General features: G+C 68.5%; 16 protein-coding genes. 9 read left to right on the top strand and 7 right to left on the bottom strand.

Features of this window, described 5'->3' with window-relative positions; translation table 11 throughout:
• Positions 1–6 precede the first annotated feature (6 nt).
• From ABD481_RS03505 to ABD481_RS03495, 3 genes are read left to right on the top strand one after another with little or no spacing between them, the layout of a single operon-like run.
• The gene (locus ABD481_RS03505) at positions 7–999 is read left to right on the top strand and encodes a carbohydrate ABC transporter permease (protein ID WP_344664023.1); all 993 of its coding nucleotides are present in this window, start codon (positions 7–9) and stop codon (positions 997–999) included.
• The gene (locus ABD481_RS03500; RefSeq protein WP_344664022.1) at positions 996–1,886 is read left to right on the top strand and encodes a carbohydrate ABC transporter permease; all 891 of its coding nucleotides are present in this window, start codon (positions 996–998) and stop codon (positions 1,884–1,886) included. Before ABD481_RS03505 ends, ABD481_RS03500 begins: the two co-directional genes overlap by 4 nt.
• Positions 1,883–2,821 carry an aldo/keto reductase gene (locus ABD481_RS03495; protein WP_344664021.1) on the top strand — a complete coding sequence of 313 codons (939 nt, stop codon included), beginning with the start codon at positions 1,883–1,885 and terminating at the stop codon, positions 2,819–2,821. The genes ABD481_RS03500 and ABD481_RS03495 overlap by 4 nt, the downstream gene beginning before the upstream one ends.
• Before the next feature lie 2 nt (positions 2,822–2,823).
• On the opposite strand, the gene ABD481_RS03490 is transcribed toward ABD481_RS03495, so the two are convergent.
• Positions 2,824–3,573: an SDR family NAD(P)-dependent oxidoreductase gene (locus ABD481_RS03490; RefSeq protein ID WP_344664020.1), complete on the bottom strand. Its 750-nt coding sequence runs from the start codon at positions 3,571–3,573 to the stop codon at positions 2,824–2,826.
• A gap of 113 nt (positions 3,574–3,686) precedes the next feature.
• Between ABD481_RS03490 and ABD481_RS03485 the strand changes: the two genes are divergently transcribed.
• Complete coding sequence (locus tag ABD481_RS03485) at positions 3,687–4,499, top strand: DUF1684 domain-containing protein (protein WP_344664019.1); 813 nt, start codon at positions 3,687–3,689, stop codon at positions 4,497–4,499.
• Positions 4,500–5,426: 927 nt separating this feature from the next.
• On the opposite strand, the gene ABD481_RS03480 is transcribed toward ABD481_RS03485, so the two are convergent.
• From ABD481_RS03480 to ABD481_RS03465, 4 genes are all read right to left on the bottom strand, one after another.
• Positions 5,427–6,293, bottom strand: a complete 867-nt coding sequence (locus ABD481_RS03480; protein ID WP_344664147.1) for a GH25 family lysozyme — start codon at positions 6,291–6,293, stop codon at positions 5,427–5,429.
• Between the two features lie 282 nt (positions 6,294–6,575).
• Entirely contained in the window at positions 6,576–7,304 is a 729-nt protein-coding gene (locus ABD481_RS03475; RefSeq protein ID WP_344664018.1) for an SDR family NAD(P)-dependent oxidoreductase, read from the bottom strand.
• 3 nt (positions 7,305–7,307) lie between these two features.
• Positions 7,308–8,105 (bottom strand): MoaF C-terminal domain-containing protein, encoded by a 798-nt coding sequence (locus ABD481_RS03470; RefSeq protein WP_344664017.1) that lies wholly within the window; start codon positions 8,103–8,105, stop codon positions 7,308–7,310.
• A 148-nt stretch (positions 8,106–8,253) separates the two neighbouring features.
• Positions 8,254–8,850, bottom strand: a complete 597-nt coding sequence (locus ABD481_RS03465; protein WP_344664016.1) for a hypothetical protein — start codon at positions 8,848–8,850, stop codon at positions 8,254–8,256.
• Positions 8,851–8,960: 110 nt separating this feature from the next.
• Here ABD481_RS03465 and ABD481_RS03460 point away from each other — a divergent pair, with 110 nt between their 5' ends.
• The 3 genes from ABD481_RS03460 to ABD481_RS03450 are packed head-to-tail and all read left to right on the top strand — an operon-like array spanning position 8,961 to position 10,735.
• The gene (locus ABD481_RS03460; RefSeq protein ID WP_344664015.1) at positions 8,961–9,569 is read left to right on the top strand and encodes a hypothetical protein; all 609 of its coding nucleotides are present in this window, start codon (positions 8,961–8,963) and stop codon (positions 9,567–9,569) included.
• Positions 9,570–9,577: 8 nt separating this feature from the next.
• Positions 9,578–10,402, top strand: coding sequence for a hypothetical protein (locus ABD481_RS03455; RefSeq protein WP_344664014.1), 825 nt, complete (start codon positions 9,578–9,580; stop codon positions 10,400–10,402).
• Positions 10,403–10,432: 30 nt separating this feature from the next.
• Positions 10,433–10,735: a hypothetical protein gene (locus tag ABD481_RS03450; protein ID WP_344664013.1), complete on the top strand. Its 303-nt coding sequence runs from the start codon at positions 10,433–10,435 to the stop codon at positions 10,733–10,735.
• An 88-nt stretch (positions 10,736–10,823) separates the two neighbouring features.
• Here the strand turns inward: ABD481_RS03450 and ABD481_RS03445 are convergent, their stop codons facing one another.
• Positions 10,824–11,543: a TetR/AcrR family transcriptional regulator gene (locus ABD481_RS03445; RefSeq protein WP_344664012.1), complete on the bottom strand. Its 720-nt coding sequence runs from the start codon at positions 11,541–11,543 to the stop codon at positions 10,824–10,826.
• Between the two features lie 160 nt (positions 11,544–11,703).
• Between ABD481_RS03445 and ABD481_RS03440 the strand changes: the two genes are divergently transcribed.
• Positions 11,704–12,510 (top strand): SDR family NAD(P)-dependent oxidoreductase, encoded by an 807-nt coding sequence (locus ABD481_RS03440; protein WP_344664011.1) that lies wholly within the window; start codon positions 11,704–11,706, stop codon positions 12,508–12,510.
• 131 nt (positions 12,511–12,641) lie between these two features.
• Positions 12,642–14,027, top strand: coding sequence for an MFS transporter (locus tag ABD481_RS03435; protein ID WP_344664010.1), 1,386 nt, complete (start codon positions 12,642–12,644; stop codon positions 14,025–14,027).
• A gap of 83 nt (positions 14,028–14,110) precedes the next feature.
• Here the strand turns inward: ABD481_RS03435 and ABD481_RS03430 are convergent, their stop codons facing one another.
• A complete protein-coding gene (locus ABD481_RS03430) occupies positions 14,111–20,089 on the bottom strand; it encodes a LamG-like jellyroll fold domain-containing protein (protein WP_344664009.1) in 5,979 nt (1,992 codons plus the stop codon).
• Positions 20,090–20,129 lie beyond the last annotated feature (40 nt).

Here is a 20,129-nt window from a genome sequence, read left to right as displayed (position 1 = left end):
GAAACGATGAGTGTCACCGGAGACCGGTCCGGCACGCCGTCGGCACCGCGCACCATGAAGACCGGCGCGAGCGTCCACGGGGTACGCGACGTTCCCGAGTCGGCGTCGCGGCCGCCCCGCGGACGGCGGCACACCCTGCTGCCGCAGACCCTGCTCGTCCCGGCCGTGGTGCTGTTCCTGCTGTTCACGGTCGCGCCGGGCGGCTACGCGATCTACCTGAGCCTGATGAAGGACAAGGTCGGGGGCGGCCTGTTCGGCGACCAGAACCCGACCACGGTGTTCGCCGGCCTGGAGAACTACCGCTCGGCCTTCGGCGACGCCGAGTTCTGGCACAGCATCGGCCGGATGCTGCTGGTCGCGGTGATCGGCGTGCCCGCGACCATCGCCCTGGCCACCCTGTTCGCCCTGTGCCTGGACGCCAAGCGGGCCCGGCTGGTCGGCTTCGCCCGGCTGGCGATCTTCCTGCCGTACGCGGTGCCGGGCGTGGTCGCGACCTTGCTGTGGGGCTTCCTGTACCTGCCGGCGACCAGCCCGATCGGCGGCGGGACGGTGGACTACTTCGGGTCCAAGATGGTGTTCTTCGCCGTGGCGAACGTCGCGGTGTGGGGCGTCCTGGGCTTCAACATGGTGGTCGTCTACACCTCGCTGCGCGGCCTGCCGCGCGAGCTGTTCCAGGCCGCCGAACTGGACGGGGCCAGCGAGTTGCAGATCGCCCTGCGCATCAAGCTGCCGATGCTGGCCCCGACCCTGACGCTGATCTCGGTGTTCTCGCTGATCGGCGCCCTGCAGCTGTTCAACGAGCCGACCACGCTCAAGCCCATCACCAACGCGATCAGCTCCACCTGGGTGCCGCTGATGCGGGTCTACACCGACGCCTTCGTCGACAACGACATCCACCGCGGGGCCGCCGCCTCGTTCCTGCTCATCGTGCTGACCGTCACGGCCACCGTGGCCGCCAACGCGGTGCTGCGGCTGATAGCGCGAAGGAGTGAACGATGACAGCAGTGACGACGGCCGCCCGAACGGCCGGCGCGGCCGCCCCCGCGAAGCGTCCGCGCACCAACTGGATCCCGACGGTCATCCTGCTGATCGGCGCCGTGTACTGCGTGCTGCCGGTGGTGTGGATCGTGATCGCGTCCACCAAGACCAACAGCGAGCTGTTCTCGACCGCCCCCTTCGCCCCGTCCTTCCACGGCGGGTTCTTCTCGAACCTGCGGGCGCTGTTCGCCTACGACCACGGCATCTTCGCCCGCTGGGCGCTCAACTCCGTGATCTACGCGGTCGGCGGAGCCACGCTGTCCACGATCGTCTGCGGCTGCGCCGGCTACGCCCTGGGCAAATACCGCTTCCTCGGCAGCGTCTGGCTGTTCCGGATGATCGTGGCCGCGGTCCTGCTGCCGCAGATCATGCTCGCCATCCCGCAGTTCCTGCTGCTGGCGAAGTTCGGGATGACGAACAACTACGCCGCGGTGATCCTGCCGCAGCTGGTCAGCCCGTTCGCGATCTACCTGTGCAAGATCTACGCGGAGGCCTCGGTCAGCGACCAGCTGCTGGAGGCGGCGCGCGTCGACGGGGCCTCCGAGTGGCGGATGTTCGCCTCCATCGGCTCCCGCCTGATGGCGCCGGCCCTGGTCACCGTGTTCCTGTTGCAGTTCATCGGCATCTGGAACAACTTCATGCTGCCGTTCGTGATGCTCAACCGCGACCGGCTGTTCCCCCTGACCGAGGGTCTCTACGGCCTGCTCATCATCACCGGCGGCCAGGCCGCGCAGTACACCATCGTCATCGTCGGCGTCCTGGTGTCCGTGATCCCGCTGGCGACGATTTTCCTGCTCCTGCAACGCTACTGGCGCGTCGACCTGGTTTCCGGAGGAATCAAGGCATGACCGGCGGCACCCGACCCACCCTCCCCCGCCTGGCCTTCGGCGCCGCCGCGATAGCCCAGCCGGAGGTCAGCCCCGATCAGGCCCTGGACTGCTTCGAGGCCGCATGGGACAGCGGCATGCGCTACTTCGACACCGCGCCGATGTACGGAGGCGGCCACTCCGAGCGCCTGCTCGGCGTGGCCCTGCGCGGCCGCCCCCGAGCGGACTACCTGCTCAGCACCAAGGTGGGACGCCTGGTCCGGCCCGACCACCCGGACACCGCACAGACCCAGGCCGAGTGGATCTACGACTTCAGCCGGGAAGGCGTCCTCACGTCCCTGGAGGAGAGCCTGCACCGGCTGGGCGTCGACAGCGTGGACATGGTCTACATCCACGACCCCGACGACCACTGGCAGCAGGCCCTGGACGGCGCCTGGCCGACCCTGGCCCGACTCCGCGACGAAGGAGTGGTCCGCGCCATCGGCGCCGGGATGATCCAGGCCCCGATGCTGGCCCGCTTCATCCGCGAGACCGATGTGGACCTGGTCCTGGCAGCGGGCGTCTACACCTTGCTGGACACCCAGGCGATGGACGAGCTGCTGCCGGAGGCCGAGAAACGCGGCGTGGCCGTGGTAGCAGCCCAATCACTGCACGGCGGACTGATCGACGGCGTCACCAACGCCACCTTCCGCTACCGACCCATGGATGACGAGACCCGGGCGAAAACGACCCGCATCGCAAAGGTCTGCCACGAGTTCGGCATCCCGACCGCCGCCGCCGCGCTCCAGTTCCCGCTCGGGCACCCCGCAGTCCAGTGCGTCCTCACCGGCCCCGCATCCCGCGACCAGCTGATGGAAAACCTCGCCTGGGCAGCCCTGCCGATCCCATCCGGCCTATGGGAGCAGCTCCGACATGAGGGACTGCTCCCACCAGATGTGCCAGTACCAAAAGCCTGACATCACCGCCGCGCAGGCAGAATCGCATTGTCAGCACTCAGCCCGCCATCCACCGGAACCGTGACGCCGGTGACGTAGGACGCAGCCGAGGAGGTCAGAAACCAGACCACCTCGGCTTGTTCGCGCGGCTCGGACCACCGCCCCATCGGAATCCGCGCCGCGATGGCCGGGCCCAACCACGGATCAGCAACCTGCGCCGCGGTCATCGCCGTGACCGTGCCACCCGGCGCTATCGCATTGATGCGAATGCCCTCCGACGCATAATCCACCGCAAGGCCGCGAACAAGGTTGACGATCGCGGCCTTCGACGCGTTGTACGCCCACGTATGGGCATCGCCCCGCAACCCCGACACCGACGACGTGGCGACAATCGCCCCTCCCCCCACCGCGCGCATAGCCGGCACCACAGCACGCACCCCCGACGCCACACCCCCGACATTGACGGCAAGAATGCGCGCGAACCGCTCCAACGCACCATCCGACTCCAGCGGCCCCGCACCCCCGATCCCGGCATTCAACACAGCCGCGTCAAGCCGCCCGAACCGCTCCTGCGCCAGCTCCACCGCAGCCGCATTGGTCGCGTCGTCAGCAACATCCCCCGCCAGCGTCGCCACACCCCCCAACCCGGCCAGCCGCTCCGCATCACGGTCAACAGCCACCACGCCATATCCGCGCTCCGCATAAAGCCGCGCGGCAGCCAACCCGATCCCCGAACCGGCTCCGGTGATCAGAACAACCTTCTGAACGCTCATAGTCCATCCAAGCTGTGAGACAGGGGTAACCATCCCGGCACCGCCGTAGGCATGATGAGAGTATCCACTATCTCTACCGATTCAGTAGAGATTCTCGACCACAGGAGCACCGCATGACCGTCCAGGACGTCGAAACAGACACCTTCGCCCACGACTGGCAGGAATGGCACAACGGCCACGAGGCCAGACTGGCCGACCCCCACGGCTTCCTGGCGATCACCAACCTGCACTGGCTCCAAGAGACCCCCGAGCGCTTCCCCGACGCCCCCGGCGCCTGGTCCACCGGCCCCGACGGCGTCCACGTAACCCTGGCCGAAGGCGAGGAACTCATCCTCGACGGCACCCCCCTCCACGGCGACCACACCTTCGGCCCCATCCCCGAACGCGCCAGCCTCTACCCCAAAGCAGGCAACGCCTCCATCGAGATAGCCAAGCGCGGCGGCCACGACATCCTCCGCCCCCGCCACCCCGAAAACCCCCTCCGCGTCGCCTTCACCGGCACCCCCACCTACACCCCCGACCCCCGCTGGTCAGTAACCGGCCGCTACATCCCCTTCCCCGAACCCCGCCCCACCACAGTCGGCGCCGCAGTAGAAGGCCTCCACCACGTCTACGACGCCCCCGGCCGCATAGAGTTCGACCTCGCCGGCGAACACCTCACCCTCACAGTCTTCAACGGCCACGAACCCGGCACCCTCACCGCCCTGTTCACCGACACCACCTCCGGCCACACCACCTACGCCGCCAACCGCTCCCTCCACATCCCCACCCCCACCCCCGACGGCACAGTCCACCTGGACTTCAACCGCGCCGCCAACCTCCCCTGCGCCTACACCGACCTGGCCACCTGCCCCCTCCCCCCAACGGAGAACCACCTCCCGGTAGCCATAGAAGCAGGCCAAAAGACCCCCCTCGAACGCGCCTGACCCAAACCACCAGCGGCCGCAGGCACCCAACCGGCGGCCGCGCCAACCAACAGCAACTCGCGACCCGAGCAGCCAAGCAGCCGAGAGTCCGCCAACGGCAGCCACACACCCAACGCACCAACGCCGCAAGGGTTTCCAAGCAGGCACTCACAGACGGAACGCACCAGCCGGACAGCGACCCGCTCGCTCAGCACACCACGACCGCGAAGGTTCCCAAGCCAGCAGCCCCCCGCGAGACGCGCCAGCTCCGCAGGGTCTCGAACCAGGCGAGTCAGCCCAGCGAGGTACTCCCGCCCGGCAGCCCCACGCCCAGCACGCCTCGACTACGAAAGCCTTCCACCAGGCGAATCAGCCCTGCGAAGGTCTCCCAACCGGCGGCCGGATTGCCCAACGCATCATCCCTCAGACCAAAGGTCTCTCATCCGGCGGCCGGCATGCGCAACGCATCAGCCCCCACCGCCGTGATTGTCAGTCCCCTGCCTGGGTTTTCGGTTCGTTCCCCTCGGTCACGTCGGCAGGGCTTTGCCTACAGTGCCGCCGACCGGGTGTCCAGTCCATGCACGCGCAACCGCAGCCCAACAGCGCTCACCGCAGCGGCATGGACTTGACACCCGGGCGGCGGCACTGTACCCGTAGGGCTGCCGACGTGACCGAGGGGAACGAACCCCCACCTCACCAACTGCCAGCGCAGGGACTGACCAGACCCCCCTATGGAGCCGGCGCCAGTTCCCCGAGGGATCCGAGGCCCCCGCCGGAGGCGCCTGCTTTTCGCTTTTCACAGCTTTTGACTGGCTTTTGACTTTGATCTTGCCCAACCGCAAGCTGCGGCCGACTGCTCACAGAACCCGCAGCCCGCCGCAGCTCGCACCACCTACTTCAGCCTCAGCCTCAGCCTCAGATTCAGATTCAGCCTCAGCCCTCTCCCCCTCAGCTGTTGTTCGCCAAAGCCAACAACCGCGCAGCAGTACCGTTGAACCGATCCCGGTCCACAGCCCCCGAGATCCCACTCACCGAACCCGAATCCGTGTACTGCCAGATCGTCGCGTACGGGAAGCCGGCCGGAATGGTCGGGTTCGCCGCCGTGGTCCAGTTCGCCACGTACAGCGGACTCTTCGCCGACATCCCGCTCCAGCTCCCAGTGCAGGTGTTCCACCAACTGGGGCTGGTGTAGATCACCACATCCCGCGTCGTCTTAGCCTTGTACGTGTTGTAGAACGCAAGAATCCAGTTCCGCATCGACGTGGTCGACAGCCCGGCGCAGCCACCCTCCAGGTCGAGCATCCCGGGCAGCGTCAGGTTGTCCGCCGACCACGCACCGCCATGCGTGGCAAAGTACGTAGCCTGCGCCGAACCGCTGGAGAGCCCCGGCTGCGCGAAGTGGTAGGCGCCGCGAATCACCTTGGCGTTGTACGCATGCAGGTAGTTGGCGCTGAACTGCGGGTCCGTGTACGTCGTGCCCTCAGTCGCCTTGATGTACGCGAACGAGATCCCCGCACTCTTCACCGACGACCAGTTGATCGTTCCCTGATAGTGCGAAACGTCCACACCAGCCGGCCCCCAAGAGGCCAGCGGCGTCACCACCGAGGCACCGGCCGGGACGCGAGCGGTATCCGGCGTGGCGCTCTTGCCATCGGCCAGGTAGCCGATACCGGCGTAACCGGACCCGAGCGGCACCGCCAGCGCCGAGGAGCCCGTGGCGGACGTGGCGGACGTGGAGTCAGTGGCGGACAAGACGGACGCCGACGCCGACGCAGTCGCCGGAGCAGCAACAGCAAGCGCGCCCCCAACAACCATCGCAGCACCCAACGCCACCAAACGCGGCCGAACAGTCTTGAACGTACGGATTCGAGTCGACAAAGCTTCTCCTGGCACTTCGTGGGGACACGGGACTAGAGCCGGGCGCTGATCCGTAGTACATCAGGACAGTACATCAGGACTTTGAGTCAACTCATTTGTAGCAGCCGGAGCAGGCTTGTCAACATACGCAAGGTTAAGCGGAACGCATGACCCGAGGACAGCTTCTCCACACCCTGCAAGACCCTGCGAAACCCCGCGAAACTCTGCGGACTCTCCCGATCAGTCCATCGGAAACCCAGACCTGGCCGCCATCCCGAAGTCCGAAAGCAGCTGCGTCCCGTTCACCGCCCGCGCCACTGGCGACGCCAAGAACACCACCAACGCCGCCACCTCATCAGCACTCTGCACCGGATACCCAACCCCCTCAAACCCCTCACCCATCCCCATATCAGCCCTCGACATCGGAGTGTCCACAATAGACGGGCAAACACAATTAACCCGGACACCATCCGGCCCCAAATCAACCGCCAACGCCTTACCAAGCATCACCACCGCGCCCTTCGAAGCGCAGTACGGCGCCATCCCCTCCGAAGCCACCAGCGCCGAATCTGACGCAAGAAGCACCACACTCCCCGCCCCACCCCCAGCCCCAGCCCGCCGCAAATACGGAACCGCATGCTTGACCGCCAGAAACGCACCCCTCACATTGACCGCCATCACCGCATCCCAGTCCCGCACACCCACATCAGAAGCCAGCGTGCCAACCGGCCCGGAGATCCCCGCACAGCACACAACCACATCGATACCACCATATTCACCGGCAATAGCGTCAATCACCGCCCGCGTCTGAGCCTCATCGCTGACATCGGCGCACCACGCCGCCCCCGGATCCCGATCAACGACCGCAACCCGCGCACCCTCAGCCCGAAACGCCTCAGCACACGCCGCACCAATACCGGACGCCCCACCAGTAACAACCACCACCCGACCCGCCAGCCGCAAATCCACGACTCACACCGCCCAACTAGCAGGGTCGTGCGCAGTGTGGTTCAGGAAAACCGACCGCGCACCCATGGCAATAGCGTTCGTCGTCTTGGCATCGGTGTCATAACCCCAAATGCGCCCCGTGGACTGATGCGCCCGAAAATTGAGGATGACCACCCCATCACACGGCACAACCTTCTCCTGCCACGCCAACAGGTAGATATCCTCGCGAATCTTCCACACCCGCGCACGATCCACGTCGGCCAAGCCCTTCTCAGCGCCGGCCAGACAGTGCCACGCGTACGCGTTCTCGTGCAGATAGATGTGCTCGTAGGCGTTGTCCGGCCCATACACATACTGAACCCGACGCCCAACCAGCTCCGACGTACGCAAGTGCCGCTCAAGAGTGTCGCCATCAACAGCACCCCCATCCACATGCTCCTGCGCGAACAACCCACCCTTCGCCGGACCAGGCACGATCGAGCTACCCACCACAGTCACAACACCCGCGACCAGATCCAAAACGAGCACAACCGCAGCCAACTCATTATCAGACCGCCCAAAGTGCACCAGAAACAGCCCACCATCGACTTCCTTCACCGAAGCAACGTGAGAAGTGACATCCAACCCCTCCCGCAGCTCCAACCGCCCCCCACCGACAAACCGCACCCCGACCTCGCCCGCCCCATCCAGGCGAAGCGTAAGGGTGCGGCCGTCAAGCGCCCCGCTCTCGGGGACGTTGTACGCGGAGAACCCGCTGTTATCGAGAATGTTCAGCGTCGGCCACAGATCCGACGCGGCGTAGTCCTGGTCATACGAGGTCATGTAGCCGAGTCTGGCCACCCACCGGGCCACGCTCTTGTCAGGCGACGCACTCCCGTTGTCGGAGCGCGAACGCTGAGCGCATCACCCGGCCTCACCCGGCCTCACCCGGCCTATTTCACTCCCCAGCAAATTTCGCTCCCCAGCAATTTCACTCCCCAGCAAACGGCGGCAGCGCACCGAACCGCGGATCGACCCGCAGCGTCGGAAAGATCCGCGACAACTCCCGGCGCAGCAACGACAACGGATGGTCCGGGAACTCGGCGTCGAACTCCGGCCGATCCGCGGCGTGGTACGGCAACCCGGTGTTGATCTCCGGCGCATAGGGATGCTGCTGGAAGTACTGCTGCGGCCCGACCCGATCCAGAATGATCGCCTCCCGCATCCCCGTCATCTCGCCCTCCGACGCCTGCGCCTTGATGACAGCGCTGCACGTGTCCTTCGGAATCGTGTAGGACCCGATGAAAGCCTGCCCCTGCCCGTTCGGACGCGGCACCTTCACCAGCTGGAACAGCGAGGGCACCCCATCAAGGTTGCCGACCTCGGCCTGGATCAGGCCGGCACCGGCCTCCGCGGTCCTGCGAGCCAGCTCCGCGCGGAGCCGGTCGACATCGCGCAGCGGCGCCGGCAGGTTCGGCACCAGATCGAAGTAATGCAGGGAGACGACAATCCCCCGGTCGTCGATCCAGACCTGTTCACCCTCCCGCTGGGTGTAGCCCGTCAGGTCTATGGACGTGAAAACGCTCATGGTCGGCAACAGTACCGAGAATTGGATCTCTGGGTCGTGACGCCCGATCTTCGATCGGTTGTTTGAGTCGCGCGCGCCGGGTAACCCGGTAGCCGACCCAGGGAGGCGTCATGATCATCGGTGCAATCATAGCGATAGCCGTCGTCGTGGCCATCGCCGTCATCGGAGCCGTCGAATACGACCGCCGCAGGAAGCGGGCGCTGTTCGGACCCGAATACGACGTCGTCGTCGAGCAGGAGGGCGGCCGGCGGGCCGCCGACCGCGAGCTGGGACGGCGCCGCCGCGCCTACTCGAAGCTCGAACTGCGGCCGCTGGCCGGCGAGGAGCAGACCCGGCACGCCGAGGACTGGCGGCGGGTGCAGGAGTCGTTCGTCGACGACCCGGTCGCGGCGTTGAACGACGCCGAGGCGCTGGTCGTCCGGCTGGCCCGGTCCACCGGCTACCCGAGCGGGGACGAGGAAGGGCTGCTCGGGCTGCTCTCCGTCCCGCACGCCGAGGCGGTCAGCGGCTACCGCGAGGCGACGAAGGCCCGGCAGGCGACGGACGAGGATCCGGAGCAGCTGTCGACGGAGGAGCTGCGCCAGGCGTTCCGGAAGTACGCCGCGCTGTTCAACGAAATGCTCTCCGAGTCGGGCGGCGACAGCCGTGACGGCGACGGTGACGACCGGACGCAGAGTTCGGATTCGCAGGAAGCACTCAGTCTGGAGGGACGTCGATGAGCAGCACGATGCCTGACGATCACAAGCATGCCGGTGTCGATACGCACGAGGGCGTCGAGGAGCGGTTCGACGACGACGTCCACACCGACCGCCGCGACACGGACTTCGACACCGAGCGCGACACGGACCTCGACACCGACCGCCGCGACACGGACCTCGACTCCGAGCGCGACACGGACCTCGACACCGACCGCCGCGACACGGACCTCGACACCGACCGCGACGCGGGCCTCGACACCGATCGCGACACGGATTTCGACACCGACCGCGAAACACACCGCGACACCGACACCGACTTCGGGACCGGCACCGACTCCGACCGCGAAGCCGAACTCAACACGGACTTCGACAAGGACTTCGACAAGGACTTCGCAGACTTCGACGACGAACACGACGCCGCCGAGACCCCGGAGACCGAAGACCCCGCCGCCGCCGATGCCTTCGCCACCGGTGCCACCGATGCCGCCGCTGTCGCCGCCGATCCCGCCGACACCACCGCCACCGCGGATCTCGCCGTCGACACCCCCACGGCATCAGCCACCGCGGAGCCCCTCCAGCCCCTCCTGACCGCCGACTCGGCCGAGGCCTTCCTCGCCCGCTGGTCCGACGTCCAGGCCGCCTTCATCGAGGACCCGCGCGGCTCCGTCACCGGGGCGGACTCGCTCCTCACCGAAGTCCTCACCGCGTATCAGGAGGCTGTCGAGCAGCGCCGCTCGCAGATCTCCACCGCCGGGACGGACAGCGCGCCGGACACCGAGGGTCTGCGCCTGGCCCTCCTGGAATACCGGGACCTCATCACCACGATGCTCCCGTCGCACAGCGACCATTCCTGACACCACGACCATCCCTGAAGGGAATCAGCCATGACCACAGAGGCGCGGCAACGCTTCTATCATAGACGGGCCCCTGGCGACTTCATCTTCCTCGCCGCGGTCATCATCGCGATCATCATCATCGCGCACATCATCTTCGTCCTGCTCAACGCCAACGCCGGCAACGACATCGTCAGCACCGACGGGGACTGGGCGTCCTGGTTCGCGACCTGGTTCCTGAACCTCTTCACGCCCGACAGCCACGATCTCAACATCGTACTGAACTACGGCACGGCGGCTGTCTTCTACCTCGCCGTGGGCGCCATCCTGCGACGTCTGGTCAATGACCTGTAGGCCGCGATCACACCAGCACCTGCACCAGTACCAGAACCAGAACCAGAACCAGCGACCACAACCTCGGCCCCGACCCGAAGACCGGCCGTCAACCGATCCGACCGGCCAGCGCGTCCCACGCCGCGAGCGCCCCGTCGACCGTAGCCAACAGCTGCGGCGCCGGGGCGCCGTCGCGTGCCTGGATCGACATTCCATTGAGCACAGTGTTGTAGAACGCCGCGATGGCCTCGGCGTCAGCCGTCGGGCGGACGTCGCCCTCGACAATGCCCTGATTCACTCGATCGCGGATCAAGTCCCGGGTCGCCGCGCGCATCTTCGCCAGGGCGTCCGGGACAGCGGAGTTCTCGGGTACTGACACGGGTGCCGCAAGGACGACCAAGCAGCCGGTCGGGGTGGCGGGATCGGCATAAGACGTCGCGTTGTCGCGCAGCATCGCCTCGATCGCGGCGCGGGCCGTCGGCTGCCCGGTCAGAGCACGACGCGTGTAGCCGCCCTCGGTGGCGACATAGAGAGCCACGGCTTCGTGGAACAGCGCTTCTTTCGAGCCGTAGGCCGCGTAGATGCTGGGCGAATTGATCCCCATGGCAGCGGTCAGGTCGCTCATCGAGGTCGCCTGGAACCCGCGCTCCCAGAACACCCGCAGGGCCCTGCGAAGTGCTTCGTCACGGTCGAAGGCGCGGGGCCGGCCCCGGGACGCGCGCGGCGCTTGGGCCGCCACAGCCGCCGAACCAGCATCAGCCGCTTCAGCTGCTTCAACCGCTTCGGCTGCTTCGGCCGCTTCAGCCGCCCGGCTCGCCCGAGTCGCCATGATCCGCTCCCTCCCGAGCCCACGACCTGGGCCCTCGATTTCTGTGCCGCCCGACAAAGATATCACTTGACCCCGCCGCCGCACTCTGCGCATAGTTTTCTGTGTCGGTCGGCACAGAAATAGCCGGGCGACTTCCCTTGAACGCACCCGGGAGACACCCATGCCCGAAACGCCTAAAACCGCCGAAGCACATGGCACCGCCTTCCACGGCCCCTCCTTCCACGGCAAGGTCGCCGTGGTCACCGGCGCCGGCACCGGCATCGGCCGCACCAGCGCCCGCGCCTTCGCAGCGCGCGGAGCCACAGTCGTGGTCGCCGACGTGGACGCCGGCAGCGCCGCGGAGACCGTCGAGCTCATCGAGAAGGACGGCGGCACCGCCAGCGCCGTGACCGTGGACGTCACCGACTCCGCATCGGTCGCGGCGATGGTCGACACGGCCGTCGCGCGGCACGGCGGACTGCACATCGCCCACAACAACGCGGGGATCCTCGCCGCGCTCGGGCCCCTGGGCGACGTGGACGAGGGCCAGTGGCACGCGCAGCTGGCGGTCAACGTGACCGGCGTCATGCTCGCCATGAAGTACGAGATCCGGCACATGCGCGAGCACGGCGGCGGCGTCATCGTCAACGCGGCCTCGAACATCGGCGGCCACATCCGCTACCCCGGCATGGGCGCCTACGCCGCGACCAAGGCCGCGGTCTCGGCGCTGACCCGGGTCGCGGCGCTGGACCACATCAAGGACGGCATCCGCATCAACGCTGTCAGCCCCGGCGCCGCCAACACCAGGATGAGCCTCATGCCGGGCGAGACCGAGGCCGACCGCGCCGCGCGCTTCAGCGACGTCATACCGCTCGGGCGGATCGCCGAGACGCACGAGATCGTCGGATCGGTGCTGTGGCTCGCGTCCGACGCGTCCAGCTTCGTGGTCGGCCACGACCTGGTCACGGACGGCGGGGCCAGTGCCTGATCATGGCCGCCGCCACCTCAGAGGCCTTATCCGGACCACCTGGCACCGCCGCCCCGATGACCACCGCCACCTCCACGACCACCCCCGCCGCCCGACCCCGAGCAGCCTTCGCCCTGATCGCCGCCGTCCAAGTGGCGCTGATCCTCGCCATCACGATGCTGTCGGTCGCGTTGCCCGGGATCCAGGCGGATCTGCACCTGTCCGCCACCGGTCTGGTCCTGGTCGGCGCGGCCTACGGGCTGTCGTTCAGCGGTCTGCTCCTGCTCGGCGGACGAATCGTGGACCTGGCCGGCCCTCGTCGCGTCTTCACCCTCGCGACCGCCGGCTTCGCGCTGGCCTCCGTCGGCTCGGGCTTCGCCCCGAACGCCGGAGCACTGCTGGCAGGACGCTTCGCACAGGGCGTCGCAGCCGCCTTCGCGGCACCCGCCGCGATGGCGCTGGCCGGGGTGGTGTTCGCGGAGCCGCAGCGCAGAAAGCGCGCGATGGCCATCTGGGGCCTGCTGGCACCGCTCGGCGCGACAGCGGGCACGCTGGCTTCCGGTGCGGTAACGGACTGGGTCAGCTGGCGCTGGACGTTCGTCGTGCCGACGGCCGTCGGTACGGTTGCCCCTCTGCTCAGTCCGCGGTTGCTCCCTGACCGGACGCCATCCGAAGACAACGGCCACGGTCACGGTCACGGTCACATCGACGTCCTAGGGGCTGTCCTGGCAACAACCGGCCTATCAGCCCTGAGCTACGGTCTCGTCCGCGCAGCGGACGCCCCATGGACATCCGGCATCGTCGTAGGGCCGGGTGTGGTCGGCGCAATCCTCCTCGGAGCATTCGGCGTGGTCGAGCATCGTGCCGCAGAACCCCTTTTGCCGCTGAGGTTTCTAGCCTCACGTCGTCGAATGGGCGCCTTGTGGGCCGTCCTCGTCGGATCAGCTGGAACCTCGACCATGTTCTTCCTGCTGTCGCTCTACTTCCAGCAGGTCGATCGGATGTCGCCAATACGGACGTCGGCAGCGTTCCTACCCTTCAGCGCCGCGCTACTGGGAGCTGGAATGCTGGCGCCACGAGCAATAGAGGCCTTCGGCGCTCGCGTCGTCACAATCGCGGGACTGGCGATAGGGGCAGTGGGACTGTTCCTTCTCAGCTCGCTTACAGTCAACAGCTCCTACACCGGAGCACTGCTGGGTGGCCTGGTGCTGTTCCCCGCGGGCGTCTCAGTGGTCTTCTCCGCCGCAACGGTCCTCGCGCTGGAAGGGGTCCCCAGCAACCAGGTGGGTACGGCAGGCGGAGTCGTCAACACGGCTTTGGAGACCGGTCCCACCGTCGGATTGGCAGTCCTCGTCTCCCTCGCAGCCTCACACACGAACTCGCTGGCCGAAGGCAGTATCAGCGTCGGCAAAGCCGCCGCGCAGGCAGGAGGCTACGGCTTCGCGTTCAAGGTGGCGGCAGCGATGTATGCGTTCACTGCAATAGCAATGGGGACAGCACTGCTGCTTCGACGCGGCGCGATGCGAAGAACAAGGTAGCCCCGGCCAGCCGCAGCCAGCCACAACCAAACAAAAGTGAGGGGCGGGCCGAAGCCCGCCCCTCACTCACTCACTCAACCTCCTCAGATAGCGATGGCGTAATTCGCGACATCGTTCGCGAACCGCGTAGCGACCGCAGTCGCGATCGCCGCCGCCGTCGCACCACTCCCCGCCGATGCCACGGCCGCCGCCATGTCCTCGACACCGTCGACCCCGCCGACCTTGAACGCCAGCAGGTCATTGTTCAGCGCCACTCGCGCCTGCTCCCGCGGATCCGAGGCAGCCCAGCCCTGGGACGGCACCGTCGCGATGACCACGTTGACCGTGTAGCTGCCGTTCGGGCCCTTGTACTGCTTCAGGCCGCTCTTGAGGTCGGTGGCCAAGGCCTGGAGGTTGGCCTCGATCACCGCCGGAGTGTCGCCGTGCGCCAGGTCGTTCGCGCCGAGCGCCAGCACCACGGCGCGGGTGTTCGGCTCGTCGAGCGCCGAGGCGTTGAGCAGGTTCGCGGCCTGCAGATCAGCCCCGCCTCCAGCGGCCAGGACAGCCACGTCGGAAGCCGGAAGGACCTGCTGGAAGGCCTGCACGTCGGCGACGTTGCCCGGCCAGTAGTCGGTCTGGGTGCCGTTCCAGATGGAGCGGCCCAGGGTCAGGGCGCCGGTGGCCTTGAAGCCGGTGACGCCGGTGGTGGTGGCCGCCAGGGAGCCGTTGACGTACAGCTTCAGGCTGCGCGTCGAGGCGTCGTAGACGGCCGTCAGGTGCGTCCAGGTGCCGACCTGGGCGCTGTTCGCCGGAGCCGTCGCCGAGGCCATGCCCGGGTTGGTGGTGTCGGCGGTCGGCATGGAGGCCCACCAGGTCTTGCTGCCGGCGGCGTAGCCGACCATCAGCGAGGAGGTGGTGCCGCCCTCGGCGGCCACGACTTCGGCGTTGCCGGAAGGCAGCCGGCTGAGCTTGGCCCAGGCCGACACCGTGAAGCCGGCGCTGGTGTCGATCGCCGAGCCGGCCGCCGCGCCGTAGGCCGAGGTGCCGTTGAGGGCGACGGATCCGGTGGTGGTCGACGGGTGGTCGGTGGACCAGGTGCTGCCGGACAGTGTCAGGGGGCTGCCGCCGAGCAGGTCGGCGGCGGTGCCGCCGGTGCCGTCGGACAGGCGCCACCAGTCCTGCATCCGCTGCCCGAGCGAGTTGGCGACGCCGGCCGCCGTCACGCCGCCGGCGGACAGGTTGACGACGCCGCCGGGCGAGGCCACGCCGGCCGTGCCCAGGGCCCCGGGCACCTTGTCGACCCAGCTCGGGACCGCCGCCGAGGCGCTCGCCGAGTTCTGGTCGCCGAGCACGGCCACGGTGCCCTGGGTGGTGTCGGTGCTGGTGACGTCGACGCCGCTGACGAAGTACCAGCCGGTGGACCCGGCCGCCAGCGGCGTCCAGGTGGCGGCCGCGCCGGCGGTGTCGGCGGTCTTGTCGCCGGTGGCGACGTACCCGACGGCGGACGCCTGCGGCGACTCGGGCGCGGCGGCCGCGCCGTTGGCCAGGTAGAGGCTGACGGTCAGGTCGCCGGTCCCGCCCAGGGCGGACAGCGGGACCGGGTCGCTGTAGACCTCGGCGCCGGGCTGGATCGTCACCGCGCGGTTGGCCGAGCCGCCGAAGGTCAGCGGGACGGCGGTCTTCGCGGCCGCGCCGGTGCCGGCCAGGGCGACGGTGGCCGTGGTGACGGTCGCCGCGGTGGCGTCGAACCGGTTGCCCAGCCGGACCCGTACCTTGGTGTCGCTGCCCGAACCCAGGGTGCTGGGGTGGACGGTCTGCCGGATGGTCTGGCCCGCGAAGATGTTGCCGCTGCCGGCCTTGGCCCCGGTGTTGGGGGCCGAGGCCCAGGCGCCGACCCAGGAGCGGCCGAAGTCGGACAGCGGCCACAGGCCGGCCGGCGGGGTCGGGGTGTTGACCGCCGCCGGGGCCTCGGCCGTCGCCAGGGTGCTGACGTCGGTGGCGCTCAGGGCCCGCTGGTAGAGCTGGACGTCGGAGATCGAGCCCAGGAACGGGTTGCACGCCGCGCCGTTGTACCAGCCGCGCCCGACGACGAGCGGCCCCGAGGAGGGCATCGCCGCGGTGTAGGCGGCGGTGTTCTGGAGGACGCCGTTGACGTACAGCGCGATGGTGCCCGCGGTGCTGTCGTAGACGCCCGCCAGGTGGGTCCACTGCCCGAGGGCCGGCGACGAGGCCGAGAGCGCCCCGGATCCGGGGGCGTTCGCGGTGTCGGTGTTGGCCCGGGAGAACGCCCAGCGGTCGGCCGTCGGGTTGTAGTCCAGGACGAAGCCCTCGACGGTCGTGCCCTGCTGCACGATCGTGGTCTGCCACTTCCCGGCGGGAGTGGCGGTGATCTTGACCCACTCGGCGACCGAGAAGCTCTTGGTGGTGTCCACGACCGGCGCGCCGGCGCTCAGGTACCCGCCGGTGCCGTCGAACACCGCCGAGCCGCCGGTGGCGGCCGGGCTGCCGTGGTCCGGGGAGAACCCGACGGCGCCGGTGGCGGTCAGGGGGTGGGTGCCCGCGGTGTCGGCGGTGGTGCCGGCGTTCGCGCTTCCGGCCGGACGCACACCCACCGCGAGCACGTGCAACGCGGTCGGGCAGGTGCCCGGGATCAGGCTGGTGCCGTAGTTGGGCAGGGTGATGCTCTGCAGGGTGGCGCCGGGGTTGGCCGGCAGCACCATCAGGTAGATCCGGGCCGGACGCTGCACGGCGCCGCCGGCGGTGTTGATGGAGGCCGGGCTGTAGGCGGCCGTCTGGGCCGGGCCGGTGATCCAGTCCTGGATCGGCGAGGTGACCGGATGGTCGGCGACCGGTCCGGTGGGGGTGTAGGTGACGGTGGCGCTGGACTGCGGTGTCACGCCGCAGGTGCTGGCCACCAGCAGGCCCACCGCGCTGGCGGGGATCTGCTGCGCCGGGTCCAGGGTGATCGTCTGGCCCATCGCGACCACGTTGTCGTTGCCCGCGCTGTTCGCGCTCGGCATCTTGAAGTTCAGCCCGCTGAGGGTGAACGAGGTCCCGGCACCCAGGCCGGCGGCGGCGAGCGCCTGCTTCGACAGCGAGGCGCCGCTGCCGGTGGCGGCGCCGAGGTCGCCGTCAGGGTTGCGGTTGCCGTAGTCGAGGTTCGCGGCGGCCGGTGCGGAGTCGTCGCTGATCCCGTGGTTGTCCATGGCCGCCGAGAAGCTGGCGAACGAGACGCTGCTGACCGGCACGGCCTTGATGTAGTCGACGCCGGCCTGGTACTGGAGTTTGGAGGCGCTGTTCGCGGTGGCCGGGTTGGTGCCGACGACGGTGAGCGTCACGGTGTGCTCCCCGGCGGTCAGGCGCATGCCGCTGCCGAACAGTCCGGAGGCGGTGGTGGCGGAGTAGCCGTCGAACGGCGTGGTGTCGGTGCCGTTCAGCACGGTGCCGTCGATGTCGATCCGCAGCTTGCCGTAGTCGGTGGCCTTGGTCAGGCCGAGGCCGACGGCGTAGTCGGCGTCCTGGGTGGTGGTGAACTTCAGCGTGTACTTGTCGCCGGCCTCGTGGCCGGTGAACACGACCTGGGTGCCGCCGGACCACAGCGCGGTGCCGGCCCAGTTCTGGCTCTGGGTGGTCGGCGCGGTGGCGCCGACCGGGGCGGAGGCCGCGATCTTCACCGAGGCGGTGTCCTCGGCCTCGAACTTGGTCTGGGTGACGGTGGTGCTCGGCGCGATGAAGAACTCGTACCGGGTCGCGGTGGGCGACATGTTGTGCGCGGCGTCGAAGCTCTTGACGTAGAGCGTGTGGTGGCCGGGCGCCATGTTCGCGGGCAGGTTCAGGGTCGCCAGGCCGCTCTTGTCGGAGATCAGGCCGTAGGTGGCGCCGCCGGAGGTGGTCTGCGAGTCGTAGGAGCAGGTGCCGTTGTCGACGGCGTTGATCGCGCCGCCGGAGTCGAAGGCGTAGGAGTAGCCGACGGTGTTGGCGTTGCCGCTGTTGCCGAGGACGAACTGGCCGACCGGGCTGGCGTTCTGGGGCCAGCCCCAGGTCGGGTTGCCGTTCTGGTCGGTCTGGTAGTCGTAGCTGCGCACCGAGGGCTGCGGCATGGTCTCGCTGAGCACGGTGAAGTTGTGCCAGGGCGAGTTGGCGATGGAGTTGTTGTAGTTGGAGTCGTTCTCGCCGCTGGCGCCGGTGTAGGCCCACGAGGGTGGTGCGGGGTCGTTCTGGGGGACGTTCTCGACCGTGGCGCGGAAGCTGTAGTTCCCGTTGGGGAAGGTCCCGTAGTTGGTCTGCCAGGACGCCCACATCGCGGGCGAGCTCTGCACCGGGGCGTAGTTCCAGTTCCAGGACATCCGGGAGCCGCCGGCCTGCCAGACCTCGTACCAGTACTTCAGGGGCAGCTGGTTGGCGTTGCCGTCCTGGGCCCAGGCGTTCACCACGAAGTTGGTGGGGTTGTTGATGTAGTTGACGCCGTTGCAGGCGAACTCGCCGGAGACGTAGAGGCCGTTGGAGCTCGGCCCGAGCGGCGGGAAGTCGAAGTCGATGTCCAGGTGCGGGTTGTTCCAGAACCGCTTCCACTGGTAGGGGTCGGACTCGTTGTCCGCGTGCAGCCCCACGGTGAAGGTGGTCCAGCCGTAGTTGATGGCGTCCTGGATGCCGCTGGCGACGTTGAAGGCGACCACGCCGGCGCTCTTGGGACAGGCCGAGTTGCCGCCGGCGTCGGACCACTGGGTGTCCAGCTGGCGCTGGAGCGGCCCGGGCCACTTGGTGTTGCCGTCGACCCAGCCGGACTCGTTGATGTCGGTGGGCTCGCTGGAGCAGGACGCGTCGTGGTCCTGGGTGATGTAGAAGTACGCGCTGGTGAGGTTGGCGTGGAAGCCGTTGCGGGCGGCGATGCCCGAGACGTCCATGTCGAAGTAGGAGCGCATCACGTCGTAGTTGCAGCCGGTCCAGCCGCAGTAGCCGAGGCGGGCGTCCATCGAGCTGTTGTTGTAGGTGTTGTAGCCCTTGTTCGACACCGTGACCCAGTACATGCTGCCGCCGCTGAACCAGGGGTCGATGACCACCGGGTAGGTGACGCCGGGGCCGTGCAGGGCGGTGTCGGGGACGTCCAGCGCGACGTCGAGGCTGTCGGCGGCCTGGGTGCCGGCGCTCTGGGAGTTCTGGCTGGCCTTACCGTGCGCCGTCGCGGCCAGGTGCACCTTGCTGACGTGGCCGGAGCCGGGGTCGGTGGTCGTGGGGACGTCGCCGGCCTTGGGGTCGACGCTGGAGTCCCACATGATCGCCGGCGAGGAGCGGTAGACCTCCTTGCCGGCCGGGTCGAGCGCCGACATGGTGTCGTCGTCGTTGGCCCGGACCTTGAGCCCGGTCCCGGTGACCGAGAGTTTCAGGGTCTTGAGAGCGGGGTTCTGGGCGGCCGTCGCGTCGCGCACCACCAGGACCTCGGTGTAGGCGGTGGCGGTGGCCGTCAGCTTCAGGTCGACGCCGGGCAGCACGTCCGGATAGGTCGCGCTGGAGCCGTCGAGCACCGGCGCGGGCAGCGCGGTGGGCCAGGTCAGGTCCAGGCGCTGGCTGCCGTGCGCCAGGCTGACCGCCGGGGCCCGGCCGCCGCCGGAGAACACGGCGGTGCCGACCGTCGCCTTGGGCGCGATCGTGCCGTCGGCGCGCTTGACCAGCGTGGTGTCGACCGGGGTCCAGGCGTTGTTCTGCTTGACCCGCACCGGCTGGGCGTAGCTCTCCAGATGAAGCGTGCCGTCGGGCTTGACGAGGGTGCGGGTGTTCTCGGTGGTCAGCGACGGGATCTCGGCCGGCGCCTTGGTGGCCTTCGCCTTGGCCGTCGCGGCCGCGGCGTCGGGGGCTATGGACGTGGCCGCGGGGTCGGCGTGCGGCTTGGTGTCGGTCTTGTCGGTCTTACCGTTCTTATCGGTCTTGTCCGCCTGCCCGGCGGCGGCCGAAGCCGTGGCCGCCGACGCGGGGGGCGTCGGCGGGGGCGCGGCGGCCAGGGCCGCCGGGGTGGCAACGGCGAGCGCGGTGATCGCCGCGGCCAGGCCGACATGGGTCCGGAGGACCGCCCGTTGGGGGTATCTCATTGTTCTCAGCTGTTCCTGTTCCTCGCGAATCGGGGGACTC

The sequence above is a fragment of the Catenulispora yoronensis genome (assembly GCF_039531695.1).
GTDB classification, from domain to species: domain Bacteria; phylum Actinomycetota; class Actinomycetes; order Streptomycetales; family Catenulisporaceae; genus Catenulispora; species Catenulispora yoronensis.
The sequence above is the reverse complement of the archived record's forward strand: the minus strand, read 5'-3'. Positions and strand labels throughout refer to the sequence as shown.

Coding starts and splice junctions, on each gene's coding strand:
- ABD481_RS03505 (WP_344664023.1), top strand. CDS start 7: ATGAGTGTCACCGGAGACCGGTCCGGCACGCCGTCGGCACCGCGCACC.
- ABD481_RS03500 (WP_344664022.1), top strand. CDS start 996: ATGACAGCAGTGACGACGGCCGCCCGAACGGCCGGCGCGGCCGCCCCC.
- ABD481_RS03495 (WP_344664021.1), top strand. CDS start 1,883: ATGACCGGCGGCACCCGACCCACCCTCCCCCGCCTGGCCTTCGGCGCC.
- ABD481_RS03490 (WP_344664020.1), bottom strand. CDS start 3,573: ATGAGCGTTCAGAAGGTTGTTCTGATCACCGGAGCCGGTTCGGGGATC.
- ABD481_RS03485 (WP_344664019.1), top strand. CDS start 3,687: ATGACCGTCCAGGACGTCGAAACAGACACCTTCGCCCACGACTGGCAG.
- ABD481_RS03480 (WP_344664147.1), bottom strand. CDS start 6,293: ATGGTTGTTGGGGGCGCGCTTGCTGTTGCTGCTCCGGCGACTGCGTCG.
- ABD481_RS03470 (WP_344664017.1), bottom strand. CDS start 8,105: ATGACCTCGTATGACCAGGACTACGCCGCGTCGGATCTGTGGCCGACG.
- ABD481_RS03465 (WP_344664016.1), bottom strand. CDS start 8,850: ATGAGCGTTTTCACGTCCATAGACCTGACGGGCTACACCCAGCGGGAG.
- ABD481_RS03460 (WP_344664015.1), top strand. CDS start 8,961: ATGATCATCGGTGCAATCATAGCGATAGCCGTCGTCGTGGCCATCGCC.
- ABD481_RS03455 (WP_344664014.1), top strand. CDS start 9,578: ATGCCTGACGATCACAAGCATGCCGGTGTCGATACGCACGAGGGCGTC.
- ABD481_RS03450 (WP_344664013.1), top strand. CDS start 10,433: ATGACCACAGAGGCGCGGCAACGCTTCTATCATAGACGGGCCCCTGGC.
- ABD481_RS03445 (WP_344664012.1), bottom strand. CDS start 11,543: ATGGCGACTCGGGCGAGCCGGGCGGCTGAAGCGGCCGAAGCAGCCGAA.
- ABD481_RS03440 (WP_344664011.1), top strand. CDS start 11,704: ATGCCCGAAACGCCTAAAACCGCCGAAGCACATGGCACCGCCTTCCAC.
- ABD481_RS03430 (WP_344664009.1), bottom strand. CDS start 20,089: ATGAGATACCCCCAACGGGCGGTCCTCCGGACCCATGTCGGCCTGGCC.